Origin of the sequence: Methylophaga sp. UBA3192, from assembly GCA_002363955.1 — a bacterium.
GTDB lineage: Bacteria > Pseudomonadota > Gammaproteobacteria > Nitrosococcales > Methylophagaceae > Methylophaga.
In genome coordinates this window covers 394-19,603 of the sequence record DEXE01000005.1, presented here as the reverse complement: position 1 = coordinate 19,603, position 19,210 = coordinate 394, and the positions used below count along the sequence as shown (strand labels likewise).

The following is a 19,210-nucleotide window of genomic DNA, read 5'->3' as shown; positions in this document are numbered from 1 at the left end:
TTTTATACGGTCCTGTTTTCCAGCATGTCTCGTAAGCCAAACTCCAGTTGCGATAGGTTATCGTTGCTTAGATCGATAACGACACCTTCGAGTGCAAGCAACTCACCACTGGCGGAAAAGATACCTTCGCCTTGTTCCATAACCCAGCGGGACTTATTGGTGCGGGTACAGATACGGTAAATCATCTGGAATTTGCGCTGTTTGGCTATTTGTTCCTGTACATGTTCCCAGCAACGTGACTGATCCTCAGGGTGAATCAATTGCATATAGGTCACATTATTCGAATTTATCAGCTCATAAGGCTGATATTCAGTGACTTCAAGACAACTGTCACTGACAAATTCAAACGTCCAGTCACGATCATTCTTACAGCGGTAAATCATGCTTGGAATATTGGTCATAATCATATCAACCGGTGAATGACGATTATGTTTCTGGGAGGCTTCAAGTTGTTTGAGCTGGGTGATGTCGGTCAGTGTGCCAATCACACTGGAACGTTCACCCTTGAAGTTTGAACTGCGTGAAGCACGGATTTCAATCCACCGAAATGAACCGTTTTTGGTGATGACGCGACATTCGATTTGAAAATATTGACGTTTACCCTGAATAAGTGAATTCATTCTTGATTCAACCAGCAAAATATCTTCAGGGTGAATAAAACTTAAAAAGGGTTTGTTTATTGATTCTGAAATACTAAAGTCAGTAAGAATTTCCCATGCGGTATTCGCATATATAATTTCCTGATCAACATTGTTTATAAAAATGATTTGTCTGATATTATTTAAAAGACTCGGGAAATTAAATTTTTCTGATTTTAATTCTGACTCATTTTGTGATTGTGTAATGGATGAAAACTGTAGCAAATTGAGGTTCGAATCACCTTGTGAGTTGAGTGGTGACAATGAAATGTGAACAGGTATGGTGGTGCCATCAACATAAAGCATACGGAGCGTCAGTGTCTGATGCGGTTCATCGCTTTTTTTCATATGTCTCATGAAATTTGTCAGTGCCGCATGATTGCTCGGATGCACGATATTTGTGAGCGGCATATTTGTGATCAATTCACGCATGCCATTCATTCCCAACTCACGCAGGAAAGCATTATTGGCAAAAATGATATTAAAACCATCAATGACGGCAGAGGGTGTTGACAGACGCTTTGCCACATCATTGGCCCAACCGATATTCCTGTCGGCTGTCTGATTGCCAGCCAGCATCAATTTCCGTTGACTACGTGGGTAAAAGGCAATGGTGATGACAACGGAAAATAATGCTGCAAATATTGCCGCTGCCACGGCAAAATGTATTTTGAATGGGGCTGTACTGTCCCACCAGGTACCAAATACGATGGCTGTGATCATGCTTAACATGATCATGGTAAATATGATGAGACCCATTGTTCCGACCCTTGAGAACAGCTTTTTCGGGAAGCCCGATTTTGAAGAAATTTGACCTGAAATATATTTTTAAAAGCATACGCCAAAGAGCTGTTTTTTCCAAGCTGATTACGTTGCTTTTATGTATTGCGATGACAACACTTTTAATTCAGGCGGGAACACTTTTTTTATTGGATTATATGCTGTCCAGTCAACGTGCAATTGAGAAAGTAAATGAACATAAGATTTATTGGGATAAACATTTATTTTATTTGAACAATCTGCGTCCTGCTGATGCGCAGAAAACATTGGTTCAAATGAAAAAAAATTACCTGGATGTCGAGCATGAATCCGTTGCATGGATGCTGAATCAGAAAAATGATGCGTTAAAAGCCGCACTGGACGAGGTCAAACAGGCTCAGAAAAACTTTGATGGTGTGGCGAAAATTAACATCCGCATGGCGACTCAGCTAAGACTGGCTGAGAATGTATTACTTTCCTATAAAAATCTGGCTGCTGCGTTACATCGGGACAGTGAAATCAAAATTTCGGTGATCGCTTTGCTAAATGTGATCAGCCTTTTGTTTCTCTACAGTTGCATCATTGCCATTATGCTGGGGGCTAAAAGTTTCCTGGTTGAGCGCATGGACAGGTTGCAGACCTTCCTGATGCTGAAGTTCCCGGCACAAAAGCATGAACCGAATTCAGATGAGTTTACTCGCCTTGAGCAGCGTATTTTTGAAATGACAGCCAAGATAGAAGGTTATGCATCACAGGTTGCCTGGGCTGAACGAACCAATGAAAAATTGCTTATTCTATTACGCTCGCATGAGTTCATTCTTAATTTCATCGAGATTACCAGCCATGAGATTCTGAGTGAAAAAACGTTGCTTAAAGTGCTTTATTCACTTGAGCGGGCGATGAACTTCAGCAATGTTGCGATTATTTACACCGATGATGCGGCGGTGATTACCAGCGAACAGATCATTTTTTCGCATCATCCACCGCCGAAACTGGACAACCAAAGATTCGATGAACTTCACCGTAACGGCATGTCCAGTTACATGGCACAGAACCAGGAAGGAGAGGAAATTCGCTGTGTTGGCGTGACATTCAGTGGCCCCGCTTCAGCATTAGGCATCTTGTTGATCGAAACTGAAAAAGACCGGTTTCTTGAAAATACCGAAATTCAGGTGCTGGAAATTACCGCCAAACTACTGACAATGGCGACCAAATTTCATAGTCATGACGAAGAAGGGCGTCGACTTGCGGTGCTGGAAGAACGTGCAGCGATTGCCCGTGAGCTGCATGACTCTCTGGCACAGTCTTTATCCTTTATGAAAATCCAACTGGCCCGATTGCAGTCTGCTGGCGATGATAAGGTAAAAAGCGCAGAAATGCTGGGTGAGCTCCGGCAGGGACTTGATTCGGCCTATCGTGAATTACGTGAACTGCTCACCACTTTCCGCGTGCATATGGATTTACGTGGTCTGGGCTACGCTATACAAACCACAATTGATGAATTTTCGCAGCGTTCCAATATCAACATCAATCTTGACTATCGGCTCGTCAATTGCCGCCTGACGGTCAATGAAGAATTTCATATGCTGCACGTGCTTCGCGAAGCGCTATCCAATATTGTGCGGCACTCGAAAGCCAAGAATGTGTCGATATTTCTGGAATTGCGTCAGAATGGGAATGTTGTATTAACCATTGAGGATGACGGTATAGGTTTTACTGCGAAGACAAACACTTATGATCATCATGGTCAGATCATCATGAAGGAACGTGCCAACAGCCTGGGAGGCAATATAGAAGTCATGGCCAAGCGCCATGGAGGCACCCGTGTTCGGCTGGTGTTTACACCAAAATCAGTACAATAATTATTAAAGAGAGAAAAAAATGACTGAGAAAATAAGAGTACTGCTGATTGATGACCACCCTTTATTTCGCAAGGGGGTAGGGCAGATTATTTCGGATGATCCGAGTTTTGAAATTGTCGGTGAAGCGGCTTCCGGACAGGAAGGGCTGGATCTGGCGCTGGACGTTAAACCGGATCTGGTTTTGCTGGACCTCAATATGAAAGGCATGAATGGTCTGGAGACATTACGACGTTTCAAAGCGACAGATTTGGATGCCCATTATGTGGTACTGACGGTATCGGATGCAGAAGAGCATTTGCTTGAGGCATTACGTATCGGGGCTGATGGCTATTTGCTAAAGGATATGGAGCCGGAAGATTTGCGCAGCAATCTGCTTAAAGCGGCTGTCGGTGTCACTGTGCTGCAGGACAGCATGACCGAAATTTTAAAGAATGCGCTCATCGAACCGCATCATAAAGTGAATGCTGACGATGTGAATCTGACGGTACGTGAAAACGAAATTCTGGAATGTCTGGCAGAGGGAATGAACAATAAGACGATTGCCCGCAAGCTGGATATTCGAGATACCACCGTAAAAGTGCATATCAAAAACATCCTGCGTAAGCTTAATCTGACTTCAAGATTGGAGGCGGTCGTCTGGAAGCATCAACAGGACGGCAAGCTATAACGCATAAATTGCTGCCGACAAACCTTCATCAGGTTTGCCGGCAGCAATCACTGGACATGACCCGGAGAGTTTTCCGGGAAACTGAGTCCGTTAATCCTTCATATCGACCATTGCTGGATGTTCTGAAAGATCAACAGACCCTGTTAAATTACAACGCTTTACGCTGACCTACAAAGAAACCGACACCACGAGTTGGTGTTTCAAAGGTAATGGTTTCACCGTTGCCAAAAAACAGCACGTCACCGACGGTAGCATGTACTTTCTGACCGGATTCATCTGTAATGAAAAATTCGCCTTCAGCGACATACTTCATTTCTTCGTAATCGTAGGTGTAAACAAGAGGTTTATCCGTTTTGTTCAGGTGAAAAAAGCCTGCACAAAGTGTTTTGTCCTTGCTGTCCGAAACGATGCTGTCACCCAATGTGGCATTGATACCATCAATACCCATCGTTGGTTGTGGATCTTTTACAGCCTGTTTTTGAAATTTCATAAAATGTCTCCTTCGTTAGTGACGCACCGATTAAATAACGTCACTGGATTAGGAACAATCCTTCTGAAGTAGTACTCAGTTTGTGTAGTCTTTTATAAACAATAACTTGGCTGGTGTTGTAACGGTGGTTCTTGCTTTAATCAAGCATTATCAGATCCGCAGAATATCAAAATCATCTACGCAGATTTTGTTTGCGAAGAAAATACGCGTTTTTTATAAAAAAATTAAGCCATCCAGATCCCCCAGATAATCGCTAATTCCTAAAAAATAAGCCATATCAAGGGCTGTTACCCCCTAAGTGGTAATTAAAATGAGCAATAGACACACCTTTGGCCGGGGCATAGATTCGGTTCCCTGCGGTTGAATTCCCATCCGCAGCTAAAAATATAATAAGGGATACTTTTTATGGAAACAGAAGTCGCAAATTTGTTTGCTGAGCAGGTCAGTTTGGGAATGCTTGTGCAAAACCTGGTTTATGCTTCGGGTACAGTCGGGGCTATTTTTGTTGTGATTGGCTTAATGCTGATTGATGTGGGAGGAGTTCGAAGACGTAATATCTTTAACGCCACGATAGAAAAGATGGTCGGTTTTTTTATCGGTTTTACTGCCTACTTTCTGATTGGTTTCGCTTTTTGGGCATCGCAATATTACATCATGGAAGGTTACACACTGGTTGATACCATGAAAGATTGGTGGGCTGGTGGGGCTCTATCAAACGCAATGGCGCAAAATGTGGATCCGGCAGTTTTTCCGGGTTTGAATAACTTCCAGATCTTTATTTTCTTCCTCGCTTGTTTTGCCGGTATTGTTAATGTGTTGCTACATTTTGCAGTATCAGAACGGATGAAAGCATCGGCTTATTACATTACTGCTTTTGTTGCTACCATTGTTTCATCCATCCTGAGCTGGTTGACTTGGGGATCAGTTGGTCCACTGACCAATATGGGCTTCCATGATTTCTTTGGGGTGGGCTTTGTTTATCTGTTCCCGGCCGGCATGGCAATGGTGTTTGTGCGTAAGCTGAGACCTCGTCCGGGCATGTTCACGGCGCATCCAAACGTCTCTGAATATCGTCCACCAAACCTCGGTCTGCTGACAGTCGGTGTGATGACCATTTTTGCCGGTCTGCCGATGGTTATTTTGTCCTGTCTGTTTTTCTTTGATCCTGAAGCATTGGCAGTCAGTGTGACAATGGCCGATACCAGCGTGGGTATTGCCTTTAACAACTATGGAGCAGCGTGGGCAGGTGGTGCTCTGATGGGAGCTATTCTGGCCTATTCAACCCGTAAATTCAGTTATCTGCTGCTTGGCCCATTGGCCGGTTACGTTGCTGGCGCATCAGGCTTTGACGTTTATGTGCCCTGGCAGATGTTTTTGGTAGCACTGGGTGCGCCGGTTGTAGCGTATTTGATTTATGAGTTCATGCAAAAACGTAATATTGATGAACATAAGTTACTGCCGTTGTTTGCCGGTGTAGGCTCTTATGGTCTAATCATGACGGGGCTGCTGCACATAGGCGTACCGCGCGGTGGTTACCTCGGTATTGAAGAGGGCATCTATGCTTTCCAGCATGGTGAAATTGGCGTATTGATGCAGGTGGTTGGCATTGTGGTGAGTCTTGGTTTTGGTATTGTCACAGCCTTGGTGATGTCGTTTATTCTGAAACATACTATTGGCATGGATGTATCAGATGATGCACAGGCTGAAGGTCTGGACAAAGTCTACTGGGACATCGAGCCGGATGTCGATCCTGTGACTGACAACAAACCTTGATTCAGGTACGTTGAACATGAAATAGCGTGAAGTTGCCTTGCTCACAGTCCCGAAAGTGAATGTAACAAATTTGCATCGGGACTGTGACTAGGGCCTGTTTATCTTTCATCGCCGCCTCTGTTGTGACTGAAAATGCACCAATCAAGGCGCGAGGAATGCAGTTTAGTTGTTCTAAATAAATGACGAGCAACGTGGAGTGGTGCATTTTCAGCCACAACCCGAAGGGCTGGGACTATTTTTCCGTCCCACGGCGTTGGAAATGAATTATGTAGAATAACTACACCGCATCATTTCCGCCTTGTTGGACGAAAAAATTGTCTCCAGCAGTGGTGGCGATGAAAGATAAACAGGCCCTAGGGTGACCATATTCACAGAGCGTTAAAAAAAACCGGCTTAGGCCGGTTTTTTTGTTTTGTTTTTTAATATGTTGATGGTGGATGATAGCCATCATACTTTCAGGATACCGAGCTTATGAAATCAAAGCTGACGATGACGCATTGCATACATAGTGATACCAACCATAATAACCAGGGATCGCCTCAACCGCCTTTATATGACACCAGTCTGTTTGCATTTGAGAGTACGCAGGCCATGCGGGATGTTATTGAGGGAAAAACACCGGGTGCCTTCTACACTCGCTATGGCATGAATCCCACTATCATTGCATTGGAAGATAAACTTGCTCAGCTGGATCAGGCTGAAGCCAGTCTGGCATTTTCTTCAGGTATGGCCGCAATTTCTGCATTGTTTATGCATTTTGCCAGGCAGGGTATCCTCTGCCTGGGAGATGTGTATGGTGGAACCCGGCAGCTTTTAGATAAGCAATTGCCGGCGTTGGGTCTCAAAACAGCCTTATTGCAGCAAACCGATTTGAATGCAATAGAAACAGCATTGAAAACACATCAACCTGCACTGGTATTTATTGAAACACCAAGCAACCCCACCTTGATTCTGCAAAATATCAGTAAATTAGCTAAGTTGGCTCATGCAAATGGTGCGTTGCTGGCGGTCGACAATACCTTTGCGACACCTGTTAATCAGTCTCCGATCAGGCTAGGTGCTGACTTTACTGTGCAAAGTGCCACTAAATATCTTGGTGGTCACAGTGACTTAACGGCTGGTGTACTGTCAGGGCGTCGTTTGGAGCTGGAGGCTATCAATGAATGGCGTAAAAATCTGGGGCAGACCATTGCGACCGAAGTGGCCCATAAACTGTCTCGCAGTTTGCTCACATTGGCATTGAGAGTAGAGCGTCACAATCTTAATGCTCAGTTAATTGCCGACTATCTGGATACACATCCAAAAGTCCGTAAAACCTGTTATCCCGGATTGGCCTCACATCCGCAACATAGTTTTGTCAGCCAGCAAATGTCTGGCTTTGGTGGCATGGTCAGTTTTTACATTGATGGTGATGCCGCAATGGCGGAGCGTTTTATCGATCTGCTTAAAGTATTTGCCATTGCCCCCAGTCTTGGCGGGGTAGAAAGCCTGGCAACGCAGCCGATTTACACTTCGCATCATGGGTTGTCAGCAGAAACACTTAAACAGGCTAATGTTGACGGCAGTCTGGTTCGGTTATCTGTCGGTTTGGAAGATGTGAAGGATTTAATCGACGATTTGGATCAGGCGTTCAGCCTTTGTTAGTGAACGAATCAGCGCACATTCAAAAAGTAAGAAAGCCTATTTTGCGTTAATGCGCACGTTGCCAGTGCGTTTTTAACGCTTTTCTGCATCAAATTGGGGCATAAAAACGCTCACTACCCAAGTTACAAACCTAACTGTATGACTTTAAAGTGAAAAAATACGTGGCATGGATTTTTCATTGTTTCGCCGGGGTAAATTAAATTTAATTTTAATTAACAGGAGCGAGAAATGAAGATGATAACGGCGATTATTCGCCCGCATGCTCTCGAGTTGGTGAGGGGGGCCATTCAAGATATTGGTATATCAGGTCTTACCGTAACCGAAGTCAAAGGCTATGGGCGACAAAAAGGTCATAGCGAGATGTATCGGGGAGCTGAATACACGGTCAATTTTCAACCAAAAATCAAACTTGAATTAGTGGTAGGGGATGAGGATGTGGCTAAAGCCATTGAGGCCATCTCTGCCAGTGCCAAATCCGGAAAAGTCGGGGATGGCAAAATTTTCGTTTCATCGCTGGAGTCAGCCGTTCGAATCAGAACGGGTGAAACCGGCGAAGCCGCTATTTAGGAGAACAGAATGGATACTCTTGCAATTGAAGTGAGTTATGCGCTGGACACATTCTATTTCCTGATGTGTACAGCGATCGTTATGTTAATGGCAGCCGGTTTTGCCATGTTGGAATCTGGGTTGGTTCGTAGTAAAAATACGGTTGAAATCCTTAATAAAAACGTACTTTTATATAGTATCGCCTGTCTGGTGTATTTCATTGTTGGTTACAACATTATGTATCCAGCGGATCCGGTCAATTCATGGATTCCGGGCATTGATTTCTTCCTGGGTGAAGATAATTCAACAGAATCGGTATTAGCGGGTGGTGAAGGTGCGCCTTATTACTCAGCAATGGCGGATTTTATCTTCCAGGCGGTTTTTGCTGCAGCAACCATGTCGATTGTTTCGGGTGCGGTCGCTGAACGTATGCGTTTATGGCCGTTCCTGGTTTTTGCTGTATTTATGGTTGGCTTCATTTATCCGGTAGAAGGTTACTGGAAATGGGGTGGCGGCTTCCTCGATCAACTGGGCTTCCAGGATTTTGCTGGTTCAGTTGTTGTACATATGGCCGGTGCCGCCGCCGCGTTGGCAGCCGTGATTATCATTGGGCCGCGTAAAGGCAAATATGGCAAAAACGGTGAAGTTCATGCCATTCCTGGTGCCAACTTACCCATGGCGACATTGGGTATGTTTATCCTCTGGTTTGGCTGGTTCGGTTTCAATGGCGGTTCAGAGTTAAAAATCGCCAACATCGAAGAAGCCAATGCTGTCGCTAAAATCTTTGTGAACACAAATATGGCTGCAGCAGCAGGTATGGTTGCCGCTTCGTTACTGGCACGGTTCCTGTTTGGTAAAACCGACTTAACGATGACCATCAGTGGTGCATTGGCCGGGTTAGTGTCAATCACTGCCGAACCATTAATGCCAAGCCCTGGTCTGGCACTGATTGTCGGTGCAGTCGGCGGTATCGTGCTGGTATTCTCCGTTGTATTAATGGATAAAATGCAGCTTGATGATCCCGTCGGGGCTATCTCAGTCCATGGTACTGCGGGCATCTGGGGGATCTTTGCGGTCATGCTCAGCAACCCGGACGCCACATTTGCCGGTCAGTTGATCGGTACCGTGGTGACCTTTGCCTGGATGTTTATCGCTTCCTTTATCGTCTTGTCGATTATTAATAAATTCGCCAAGCTACGTGTTGATGAAGAGGAAGAAATGGAAGGTATGGATATCAGCGAATGTGGTATGTCGGCCTATCCGGAATTTACTTCTGATAAATAAACAAAGTAGTTTCATTCTTCAATCAAAACGCCGGCTTCATAATGCCGGCGTTTTTTTGTTTCTAAAGTGCTTGATTGGTATGTCGCGGTAAGCAAACTTGGTCGTTACTTGTCGTAGTGCCATAAGCTGGAGTAAAGTCCATCAAGGCCACATGGACACGAAGCCATGCAACATACAATCGGCTATCACCAAGCACTTTCGTTCGTTGAAGTAGTGGGGGCTCGCTTCATAAAATTAATTCCGCGATCCAGCTGATGATTTCAAAAGGCAAATTCTCTGAAATCTGTCCCGGCCTCATTAAACATGCTGTTTGACGTATAAGGAATCACCATTGAAGATCGCAATTTTAGGATGGGGTTCATTGCTCTGGGACAAGCGCCCAGAATTTAATGAGCAACATGGGGATTGGCAGTTTGATGGCCCGAGCTTAAAGATCGAGTTTTCCCGTGTGTCCCATACAAGAGGTGGCGCTTTGACCCTTGTTCTCGATTCCAAGGATGGAGCGTCGTGTCAAGTCGCATACGCATTTAGCAAACGCAATAATCCAGATGACGCCATCTGTGATGTTCGAAGCCGGGAAGGAACCACACTGAAAAATGTCGGTTTCTGCTTCGCCGACAATTCTCGACAACAGTCACGGGATGAAGATGTGCTAAAAACGATCCAAGAATGGGCGTCAAAAAAAGAGATCGACGTTGTTATCTGGACAGATCTTGAAAGCAACTTTCAGACGAAGAGTAAATGCAAAAAACCATTCTCAGTCGAGGTCGCACTTTGTCACATTCAATCCCTCGACAGTGAAGGAAAGGCAAAGGCGGCGGAGTATGTTTGGCGGACGCCTACATTCGTTGAAACTTCGCTACGCAAGGCGTTAGAATCGCAGCCATGGTTTCAGAAACACTGCTAACAACACAATCCATCGTACTGGTTTTACGCGGCGCCGCTTCGCTCTGCCGCACCAAACTAGTCGGTGATTGTAAGCGTTATTGAAATCGACGCTATTGATTAAAAAAAGCCCGACACTATTCAATAGTGCCGGGCTAAATTATGAAGCTGCTGTTAATTAAGTTACAAACTAAACACGCTTAACACACCGCCCAATGACGTCCAGTTGGACAGTGATTTATAAGCCCCAACTGCACCCAGACCATCTGTATCATTCTCCAGATTATTGGTCATACCGATGCCGGCCCAGCCACCAATGCCTGACAAGATGGAGATGTATTGTTTGCCATCATGTTTATAGGAATTGACGTTACCGATAATGCCCGATGGGGTTTTGAAGCGCCAAAGTTCACGACCGGTTTTGGCATCCAGTGCTTTGAGGTAACCTTCCAGCGTGCCGTAGAAAACAACATCGCCAGCAGTAACCATTGCGCCTGACCAGACTGAGAACCTTTCTGGATTAGACCAGACGATTTTGCCTTCGCGAGCATCCCATGCAATGAAGTTACCCATATTGTTTTCGGTCGCGGCGTACATATTTACTTCAGCACCCACATACGGCTGACCGGCCAGATATTCAACTTCAAACGGTTCCAGATCCATACAGATATGGTTGGTGGGTACGTAGAACAATCCGGTTTTCGGGGAAAAAGCAGCAGGTTGCTGATCTTTTGCACCATGCGCTGCCGGGCAGATACCGGTGGTTTGCGTATCTTCACCATTGGCTGCAGGTGAGTATTTCGCTACCCGATCTGGTAAGCCGGTTTTCAGATTAACGCTATCGGCCCAGTTCACACTCGGGTCGAATTTTTCTGCGACCAGCAATTCACCTGTTGCACGGTCCATGGTGTATCCAAAACCATTACGGTCAAAATGCACCAGCATTTTTCGCATTTTGCCTTTGATTTTCTGGTCGACCAGGATGTTTTCATTCACACCGTCATAGTCCCATTCATCATGCGGTGTCATTTGGTATATCCATTTGGCTACGCCGGTATCCAAATCTCGGGCAAACAGTGACATGGTCCATTTGTTGTCGCCCGGACGTTGCAAGGGGTTCCAGGTAGATGGATTACCGGTACCGTAGTAATAAAGATTCATATCCGGATCATAGGAGAACCAGCCCCAGGTAGTGCCGCCACCGATTTTCCATTGCTCACCTTGCCAGGAGTTCAATGAAGAGTCTTTGCCGATAGGTTGCAGCATGGCAGTGGTGTTTTGCGGATCAACCATCATTTCGTCATCGGGGCCGGTACTGTAGGCTTTATAGAGTGATTTGCCACTCATATTGTAGGCTTGAACATAACCACGCACACCGAATTCACCGCCTGAAATACCGACAATGATTTTGTCTTTAAACACATTGGCGTTACCGGTGTTAGTTGCGCCTGTTCTTGGGTCATCACGTTTGTCCGACCACAGCATTTCACCGGTATTAATATCTAAAGCGACCAGCGTGGTGTCAGCCTGATTCAGGAAAATCTTGCCGTCACCATAAGACAGGCCACGATTGACTACGTCACAGCACATAACTGGAACCGTCTCATCGTAGTTTTGCTTAGGTTCATATTTCCATTTCATCGCCCCGTCATTGTTTAAATCTAATGCGAAGACGATATTGGGAAATGGCGTGTGCACATACATCACATCATCAATAATCAGCGAATTACCTTCATGGCCCCGTAAAACGCCGGTAGAAAATGACCAAGCCATTTTCAGTGCCTGCACATTGTCGAGGTTAATTTCAGACAATTGGCTATAACGGGTGTTGGCATAATCACCTGCTGACATCACCCAGGTGTCAGGGTTTTTCTGCATTTCGCCTAACTCATCTGCAACGCTGTAACCAGGAATGCTCAGCGACAGCATCAGTAAAGATAATTTTGTTTTAGTCATGTTGTTTCCTCTATGTTAGCCGCCAAAAAAAGCCATTAAACATTTGTCATGCGTTGTTGGCTTTTCAACGGTGTGGGGGATAGTAGCAACGAGGTAACAGGATTAATGGCCCGTGTGTCCGAAATTTTTTGAACGCCATGGAACCACAGTCAAGTAAGCCAAAGGCAGGCTTTGGAAGATAGGGTGAGATATTTATATTATTAATTGTGCAGAGAATATATATATTAAGTTTGGGTGAAGCAGCCGAGATGAAGAGAGTTTACAGTTTGAAGTCGCCAATAATGAAAGCGTATATGGAAGACGTAATGGTGAAATCTCAGACATAAAAAAACCTCAGAAAAATTACTTGCTGAGGTTCTTTAAATCATTGGCTCCCCGAGCTGGACTCGAACCAGCGACCCAATGATTAACAGTCATATACAGGTTATATTGCTAATCCAAATAAAATTCCCAAAATATTAACAAGGACAGTCGCTTATGTGATACTTGAAGAAAGTGTATTTCATTTTAGATCCCGATCTTTACCGAGATATCACTTTCAAAAGTTACATAGCAGTTACATTGGAGATTGGGGTGGCGACGAACCAAATTATTTTTACACAAGCAAGAATCAAAAATCTTGCAGTTCCTGAATCTGGATATATGGAATATACAGATATTGAACAATCCAAGCTCATATGCCGAATTAGTTCGTCAGGTAATCGATCATATATAGTCAGAAAGCGAGTTCAGGGAAGACTTCGTAACATCACAATTGGGAAATGTTCCGATTGGAATGTTAAAGATGCCCGTGTGCAAGCTCAGCATTTATTACTGGCATTGGCCAGGAATGAAGATCCAATTTTGAATAAGCGAAAGAAAGAGAAGCTCAGAACCACATTGGCTGATTTGCTTGTTCTGTATTTGGATAATAGAAGCCTTCAGCCTAAAACAATCGAAGATTATCAATATAAAACTGAGAAGTACTTGAGTGATTGGCTGAGCAAGCCTGTCTCAGCGATATCATCACATGATGTTCAGACAAAGTTTAAGGAGCTGAGTGAAATTGGTAAAACAACGGCTAATGGAACTATGCGAATTTTTCGCTTATTAATGCTTTATGCAGTAGCACTTGAGTTAATTGAAGAATCACCAACGAAGGTACTGAAAAATGGCAGGCTTTGGCATAAAAATAATCGTTCAAAGCGAGTTATTCCTAGTAATAAATTAAAAAACTGGCTTGATGCAGTAGAGCAATTGACGAATCAGAAAGCTAAAACATATTTATTGATGTTGCTTCGCATGGGGGTTAGAAGCAGCAGTGCGCTATCTTTAAAATGGTGCAATGTAGATCTTGACGGCAAAACGGCAAAATTTGATACCAAGACAGGCACAGATGTGATGCTGCCCATTCCAGATCGATTAATACCTACATTGGAAGAATTACACAAAGAGACAGGAACTAACATTTGGGTGTTTCCAAATTTAGATGGAGATAATCCTATGTGGGTGCCTAAAAAACAGATCAATCGCATTATTAATCATATAAATCTTAAGTTTAGTAGCCATGATCTTAGACGTACCTTTGCTACTCTTGCTGAAGCTTGCGGGCTACCTACGACTCTCATCAAAAGAATGTTGGATCATGTCACAGATAGTGATGTTACTGGTGGATATATCATTACTGAGCAAGATACTTTGAGAAAAGCTTTTAATCAGGTGTCACAACTTATAGATGAAACAGTGAAAGCTTAACGAAACGATAAAAAACTTTGTAAATTGTTTTGATTGACCGAGAGCTATTTAAACGCAAGAAAAAACAAGAAGCTATTCTTAAAAAGCGTACCAAAAGTAACAGCCCTCGAAAATCGCTGGCCGAATTCAGCCTAATGTTAACAAAATCAGTTATCAAGAATTGATCAACGTCAAAATTGATGAGCCTCTAATCTACGAAAAAACACTTTATTCTGTTCAGAAAAAGTTTCAAACGCAGGCAAGTATGAGCATAACAAACTGAAGATTGCATACTTAAACTAAGCGGTTACTGTGATTTAATGAAATCCCCTTCACATCAAATTTTCCTTATCTCAATTATCTCCAATCACCATTTTTATTGTCTTTTTCGCTTGTATGGCAATTATCAAACGATAATTAAATGTACAGTAAGATGCTATACCTAGTAAACATTATAAATATCAATGTGTTAGGTGTTATCAAGGTGGTTTATCTTCCGTATACTGTTCATATGTAAACAACAACCAGAGGTAAATATGGACAGCAATATTTTTGAACTAATGACAGCTGCGGATGTTGCACAGCTATTAAAGGTTTCCACTCAAACATTGGCGAATTGGCGTAGTTCGGGTCAAGGTCCCAATTTTCATAAAGTGGGCGGATCTGTAAGGTACGAGCTTGCAGATATTAAAGAATTTGTGGCTAAGGGAAGGGCTGCATGAGCTGATCAATAAATCATTAACCTATAGTCGGTTATAGGTTAGTAGATCAATCAACCTTTTTGAGCTCAGCATTACTATATTAAGCAAGGAAATTTATTATGACACTCAGCCAGTTTATGCACGTAAAGACATATCCAAGAAAGATATCCAGTTTGTCATCCAAGAAGTATGGCAACACCGTGGATAAAATCGTGAAAGAGGCTATCAGATTTAAAGGGAGTTGCAATCACGTCAAGGTCCCTCAATCAGTGAGATTAATTTCAGGTAAACCTCTTGAGGATTTGCCAAAAAGACTTGAAAAACTACTGAAAGACACTGGTCAAAATATAATGGATACCAAGCATGGGGGGCTAAAAAAACGAGCTGTTCGGTTTGATGCGCACGTTTTGCTTGCTGCTGTATACAGTTATCCCGTCAAAATCGGAAAGGTAAAACACGATGCAATGGATGACTTTTTCAAAGATTGTATAGAGTTCCATCAAAATCAATTTGGTGAAATTGATTCTGCCGTACTCCACATAGACGAAAGTTATTTTCACATCCATGTTTATACAATAGATGCTAACGCTAAACGTCTCCACCCTGGATTTGCTGCCAAAGAATACAAAAAGATAGACACAACCTATACAGGTACATACCGTTCAGAGATGTCTAAGTTACAAGATTTATTTTTTGAACAGGTATCGAGTCACCATGATATAGCACGTATTGGTCCAGCTCGAAAACGCTACACAAGGGATGTTTACTTGAGCATCAAAAAAAATGCTGAAGAGCAGTCAGCTGATTATCTTGAGCATTTAGAGAAAACAATTAAGGATAAGCAAGCCGAGGCTGATAAAAAGTTTAAAGCAACAGAGCTTGAGAATCAGGCACAGATACAGAAATTACAACAGATGATTATGGCTCTCAATCAGAAATATGAGCACATGCAAAACAATCTTTCACATTGGGAAGCAATCCAAGTAGAAAATGCAGCTTTGAAAAAAGAATTAGCTAAAAGTCAGGCCTTAGTTGAGCAATATCAACAAGTAGAAGGTGACGATAACTATAGTCCTAGGTGAATTAAACCATAACAGAAAGGGGTAATTTTTACCCTATTACGTATTGAGGTAATGAATAATGGCAGCAAACGCCAAGTTTATTGACATAAAAGATGCTGAACTATTTAAGCTGCAGCTGAGTGACATGCTCGCTCTAGAACGTAAAAATGGGTGGATTGATACAGTGGAATTTTGCTACCAGAATATTCCTTTTTTAGGAAAGCACGGTACGCCCTCAAATCAAGAAATTCAATGCAGTTTGGTAGGACAGCAAGGTTTTAAATCATGGAAAGCATTCGTTGAACATTTAGGCTGGAGTTATGATAGATGGAAAAATTGGCGTAATGCATATTCGATAGTTATCAAATACCCTTATCTTCGAGAATTACAGGTCAGTAAGAGTGCCATTACTAATACTCACAGAACGTTAAAAAATGACTTTCCATGCAATGCCATAGAGTGGCATGAAATGATTAAGAATAACCACAAACATAAAGTTAGTTCCAAACAGCGAAAAGAAGCAGCGAAAAGTCCTTCTGTAAATAAAACATTTATACCTCAATATTTAAATTTTAATAGTTTTAAAGAATCTTTAGTTCGGCAAGCCAGTGCATTAGATGCGCTAGAGCAAAGAAAAGTCGATGAAGTAGAGAAAATCAATGAGATTTCAGACATAAAGGCGATAAATAACAGCCTTCTAAAACAGCTTAAAGAGCAAAAAATTCAGACTGAAAATCATAAAGTTTCATCTAACCAGATCATGACTGAGAAGATTGAAATATCTCTTAAATGTAAGAGTTTGAAGCAACAATTAAAGGTGAACCATAAGAAAAATTGCCACTACAAAGCATATTCGATACTTATAACTTTAATGTTCCTTTTATCAACAATATTTAATGAGCCAGTAAGTTTGCCAAGCAATTTATCTTCTAGCATGACGTATATCTTTCAAGAATAATCCCATAACATAAAATCTTACAGATTGAGCAATCTATCATAACTTGCGCTGACATCATGATGCCGCAAACTTTATGTCTCCATGGCTGATACGAACGTTGAATGCATAGCTTCGTACTCCAGTTTGACTGTTGTAGCTATGCATACACAGCAGAAGAGGGGGTTGAAGCCTTTAGCAATACTCAACTTTTATCCCAAATTATTACTAAGTCAATGCACACTACCTAATATAAACAGGGTATACGGATTTAATGGTTGATGGGGCACCTTCACCCCATCAATCTGATACCACCCTCAGATGGTTGATAGATCGACTCCGTAGTTGAGTCCCTCTGCGAAGTCCGGCAGTCCGTAACCGATGGTTTTCTTGTAGAAAGGAGAGACCTTCGCAGTCGGTGCCTTCTTCTTGTGCTTCGTGGTGTAGAGCATTCGTGCCCGCATCACCTCGAAGGAGTAACCGCGCCCTTCACGGTTCTTGTCCTTGGCCAGTCGGTTGATGGACTCCGTGTAAGCGTTGGTGACGGGCATGTCCGTCTCGAAGTAGGTCATGGTCTCTTCGCGCCAGTTTCCCACTGCCCTGACCAGATCGCTCCAGACTTCCTTTTGGCCCTTCGGGATGGTGGCTATCCACTCGTCCAGGGCGGCTTCTGCCTGGAGCCGTGTGGTGGCGTCCCAGATGCCGTAGAAGCGCTCCTTGTGCTCGTAGGCGGCCAGCAGTTGCAGGAACGCGCCTGTCCAGGTCTCCATGATGAGGCGCTCCCGGTCTGAGACTTCGTGAGCGCGTTTCAGCAGGATTTTCCGGTCTCCCTTGAGAGTCCGGCTCTGGGACGGTTTCAGCTCCTTTCTGAGGCCCTTGCGCACTCTCTCTAGGGCATCGTTGGCCATGCGCACCACATGGAACTTATCGACCACGATACGGGCCTGGGGCAGCACAGCCTTGACCGCTGCCCGGTAGGGGTTCCACATGTCCATGCTGACGATCTCGACCTTCTGCCGGTCTTTCAGCTTCATCAGGTAGTTGGTCACCACGTCCTGGCGGCGGGTGGCCAGCAGGTCGAGCAGGGTTCGCTCCTCAATGTTGGTCAGAATGCAGCGGTAGCGCTTGTTCAGGTATAGCTCGTCAATGCCCAGGATGCGGGGCGTCTCGAAGCGGTGCCAGCGCCCCAGGAACTCGGCGCGGGCGTTGAAGATGTCGCGCACCGTCTTCTCGTCCAGGCCGGTCTGTGCCGCCACAAAGGTGTAGGGGTGGTTGAAGGATTCCTTCTCCACGTACTCATGCTGCCGCAGTGTCATACGGAATCCGTCCACCATCTCCGGTAGCTGGGGCCTGAATGTTGTCTTGCAGGCCCGGCAGGTGTATCGGCGGCGGACCACCCAGAGAGTGACCCGCTTGCCGTGGATGGGCAGATCACGATAGGGAACGTCACGCTTGCCGAACCGTACGAACTCACCCTGCACGCCGCATTCCTCGCAGGCGATGGGATCGGGCACGTCCACCTGGAAGTGCATTTCGTCGTCGGTTGATTTGCAGCCCAGTACTTGGTATTGCGGCAGGTGAAGGATGTTGTCGGGAAGTTCGGTCATGGTGTTGTATAGGCGTAGGTGTCAGTCAGATCCATCCGGCTCGGCATTGGTGTTTGCTTTTTTACCCAACAAGCTGCTGGAAACGAAAAGTAAGGCACCGAGGACAATTGCAATATCAGCCAGGTTGAAGGCCGGCCAATGCCAGTCTCGCCAATAGAAATCAAAGGAATCCACAACATAGCCGCGAAAGACCCGGTCAATCAGGTTGCCCATGGCGCCACCGAGGATAAGACTGTAAGCGATGGCTTCTCCTTTATGACGATTTTCAAGGATCAGCTTGATCAGAAAAATCGAGACCACTACCGCGATTCCGATAAAAAAGTAGCGCTGCCAGCCTCCACCATTCGCAAAAAGACTGAATGCGGCACCGGTGTTCCATAGGTGCACCCAGTTAAAGAACGGGGTCACCGAAACATACTCGCCATAGGCCATTGATTGCTGCACCAGCCACTTTACAGCCTGATCAGACGCTGCCAGCAGGCCCGATATGGACAATAGGGCATACGGCGAGAGCTTTTTGCCAATAATGAGCATTATTTAACCCTTCAACGCCAGAATGCGTCTGGCACCGTTAAGTACAATGACCCCCGCGATGGTGCCGATAATCAGATCCGGATAATTGGACCCGGTCCACGCGACCAGGGCGCCGGCGGTGATGACCCCCAGGTTGATCACCACGTCGTTGGCCGA

At 44.3% G+C, this 19,210-nt stretch carries 16 protein-coding genes and 1 pseudogene; 11 read left to right on the top strand and 6 right to left on the bottom strand.

The window, feature by feature from the left end:
- Positions 1-2 precede the first annotated feature (2 nt).
- Entirely contained in the window at positions 3-1,397 is a 1,395-nt protein-coding gene (locus tag B2337_RS06895) for a PAS domain-containing protein (protein ID WP_292414430.1), read from the bottom strand.
- Between the two features lie 131 nt (positions 1,398-1,528).
- Here B2337_RS06895 and B2337_RS06890 point away from each other — a divergent pair, with 131 nt between their 5' ends.
- The gene (locus B2337_RS06890; RefSeq protein WP_292361811.1) at positions 1,529-3,259 is read left to right on the top strand and encodes a histidine kinase; all 1,731 of its coding nucleotides are present in this window, start codon (positions 1,529-1,531) and stop codon (positions 3,257-3,259) included.
- A gap of 19 nt (positions 3,260-3,278) precedes the next feature.
- Positions 3,279-3,926, top strand: coding sequence for a two-component system response regulator NarL (gene narL / locus B2337_RS06885; protein WP_292361812.1), 648 nt, complete (start codon positions 3,279-3,281; stop codon positions 3,924-3,926).
- Positions 3,927-4,074: 148 nt separating this feature from the next.
- Here the strand turns inward: narL and B2337_RS06880 are convergent, their stop codons facing one another.
- Complete coding sequence (locus B2337_RS06880) at positions 4,075-4,416, bottom strand: cupin domain-containing protein (protein ID WP_292361813.1); 342 nt, start codon at positions 4,414-4,416, stop codon at positions 4,075-4,077.
- Positions 4,417-4,821: 405 nt separating this feature from the next.
- Here B2337_RS06880 and B2337_RS06875 point away from each other — a divergent pair, with 405 nt between their 5' ends.
- From B2337_RS06875 to B2337_RS06855, 5 genes are all read left to right on the top strand, one after another.
- On the top strand, positions 4,822-6,189 hold the full coding sequence (locus B2337_RS06875; protein ID WP_292361814.1) for an ammonium transporter: 1,368 nt from the start codon (positions 4,822-4,824) through the stop codon (positions 6,187-6,189).
- Positions 6,190-6,660: 471 nt separating this feature from the next.
- Complete coding sequence (locus B2337_RS06870) at positions 6,661-7,833, top strand: trans-sulfuration enzyme family protein (RefSeq protein WP_292414429.1); 1,173 nt, start codon at positions 6,661-6,663, stop codon at positions 7,831-7,833.
- 228 nt (positions 7,834-8,061) lie between these two features.
- On the top strand, positions 8,062-8,400 hold the full coding sequence (locus B2337_RS06865; protein ID WP_292361816.1) for a P-II family nitrogen regulator: 339 nt from the start codon (positions 8,062-8,064) through the stop codon (positions 8,398-8,400).
- A gap of 9 nt (positions 8,401-8,409) precedes the next feature.
- Entirely contained in the window at positions 8,410-9,663 is a 1,254-nt protein-coding gene (locus B2337_RS06860; protein WP_292361817.1) for an ammonium transporter, read from the top strand.
- Positions 9,664-9,994: 331 nt separating this feature from the next.
- Entirely contained in the window at positions 9,995-10,570 is a 576-nt protein-coding gene (locus tag B2337_RS06855; RefSeq protein ID WP_292414428.1) for a hypothetical protein, read from the top strand.
- A 161-nt stretch (positions 10,571-10,731) separates the two neighbouring features.
- On the opposite strand, the gene B2337_RS06850 is transcribed toward B2337_RS06855, so the two are convergent.
- On the bottom strand, positions 10,732-12,504 hold the full coding sequence (locus B2337_RS06850) for a methanol/ethanol family PQQ-dependent dehydrogenase (RefSeq protein ID WP_292414427.1): 1,773 nt from the start codon (positions 12,502-12,504) through the stop codon (positions 10,732-10,734).
- A gap of 573 nt (positions 12,505-13,077) precedes the next feature.
- Here B2337_RS06850 and B2337_RS06845 point away from each other — a divergent pair.
- The 4 genes from B2337_RS06845 (at position 13,078) to B2337_RS06830 (ending at position 16,937) form a co-directional block, all read left to right on the top strand.
- On the top strand, positions 13,078-14,238 hold the full coding sequence (locus B2337_RS06845; protein WP_168800187.1) for a tyrosine-type recombinase/integrase: 1,161 nt from the start codon (positions 13,078-13,080) through the stop codon (positions 14,236-14,238).
- Between the two features lie 515 nt (positions 14,239-14,753).
- Positions 14,754-14,939 (top strand): helix-turn-helix transcriptional regulator, encoded by a 186-nt coding sequence (locus tag B2337_RS06840; protein WP_211116142.1) that lies wholly within the window; start codon positions 14,754-14,756, stop codon positions 14,937-14,939.
- A 98-nt stretch (positions 14,940-15,037) separates the two neighbouring features.
- Positions 15,038-16,000, top strand: a complete 963-nt coding sequence (locus tag B2337_RS06835) for a plasmid recombination protein (protein ID WP_292361820.1) — start codon at positions 15,038-15,040, stop codon at positions 15,998-16,000.
- A 58-nt stretch (positions 16,001-16,058) separates the two neighbouring features.
- A complete protein-coding gene (locus tag B2337_RS06830) occupies positions 16,059-16,937 on the top strand; it encodes a hypothetical protein (RefSeq protein ID WP_292414426.1) in 879 nt (292 codons plus the stop codon).
- 293 nt (positions 16,938-17,230) lie between these two features.
- Here B2337_RS06830 and B2337_RS06825 read toward each other — a convergent pair whose 3' ends face one another.
- From B2337_RS06825 to B2337_RS06815, 3 genes and pseudogenes are all read right to left on the bottom strand, one after another.
- Positions 17,231-18,520, bottom strand: a complete 1,290-nt coding sequence (locus B2337_RS06825) for an ISL3-like element ISPpu12 family transposase (RefSeq protein WP_136554460.1) — start codon at positions 18,518-18,520, stop codon at positions 17,231-17,233.
- Between the two features lie 21 nt (positions 18,521-18,541).
- Complete coding sequence (gene lspA / locus B2337_RS06820; protein ID WP_004863699.1) at positions 18,542-19,054, bottom strand: signal peptidase II; 513 nt, start codon at positions 19,052-19,054, stop codon at positions 18,542-18,544.
- Positions 19,055-19,057: 3 nt separating this feature from the next.
- Positions 19,058-19,210 (bottom strand): annotated as a pseudogene (locus B2337_RS06815) (sodium:proton antiporter); the annotation flags it as partial.

What these genes read in the sequence shown, in the direction of transcription:
- narL (WP_292361812.1), top strand. Translation starts at nt 3,279, where the DNA reads ATGACTGAGAAAATAAGAGTACTGCTGATTGATGACCACCCTTTATTT.
- B2337_RS06890 (WP_292361811.1), top strand. Translation starts at nt 1,529, where the DNA reads ATGACAACACTTTTAATTCAGGCGGGAACACTTTTTTTATTGGATTAT.
- B2337_RS06830 (WP_292414426.1), top strand. Translation starts at nt 16,059, where the DNA reads ATGGCAGCAAACGCCAAGTTTATTGACATAAAAGATGCTGAACTATTT.
- B2337_RS06850 (WP_292414427.1), bottom strand. Translation starts at nt 12,504, where the DNA reads ATGACTAAAACAAAATTATCTTTACTGATGCTGTCGCTGAGCATTCCT.
- lspA (WP_004863699.1), bottom strand. Translation starts at nt 19,054, where the DNA reads ATGCTCATTATTGGCAAAAAGCTCTCGCCGTATGCCCTATTGTCCATA.
- B2337_RS06875 (WP_292361814.1), top strand. Translation starts at nt 4,822, where the DNA reads ATGGAAACAGAAGTCGCAAATTTGTTTGCTGAGCAGGTCAGTTTGGGA.
- B2337_RS06840 (WP_211116142.1), top strand. Translation starts at nt 14,754, where the DNA reads ATGGACAGCAATATTTTTGAACTAATGACAGCTGCGGATGTTGCACAG.
- B2337_RS06865 (WP_292361816.1), top strand. Translation starts at nt 8,062, where the DNA reads ATGAAGATGATAACGGCGATTATTCGCCCGCATGCTCTCGAGTTGGTG.
- B2337_RS06825 (WP_136554460.1), bottom strand. Translation starts at nt 18,520, where the DNA reads ATGACCGAACTTCCCGACAACATCCTTCACCTGCCGCAATACCAAGTA.
- B2337_RS06860 (WP_292361817.1), top strand. Translation starts at nt 8,410, where the DNA reads ATGGATACTCTTGCAATTGAAGTGAGTTATGCGCTGGACACATTCTAT.
- B2337_RS06870 (WP_292414429.1), top strand. Translation starts at nt 6,661, where the DNA reads ATGAAATCAAAGCTGACGATGACGCATTGCATACATAGTGATACCAAC.
- B2337_RS06880 (WP_292361813.1), bottom strand. Translation starts at nt 4,416, where the DNA reads ATGAAATTTCAAAAACAGGCTGTAAAAGATCCACAACCAACGATGGGT.
- B2337_RS06835 (WP_292361820.1), top strand. Translation starts at nt 15,038, where the DNA reads ATGACACTCAGCCAGTTTATGCACGTAAAGACATATCCAAGAAAGATA.
- B2337_RS06895 (WP_292414430.1), bottom strand. Translation starts at nt 1,397, where the DNA reads ATGGGTCTCATCATATTTACCATGATCATGTTAAGCATGATCACAGCC.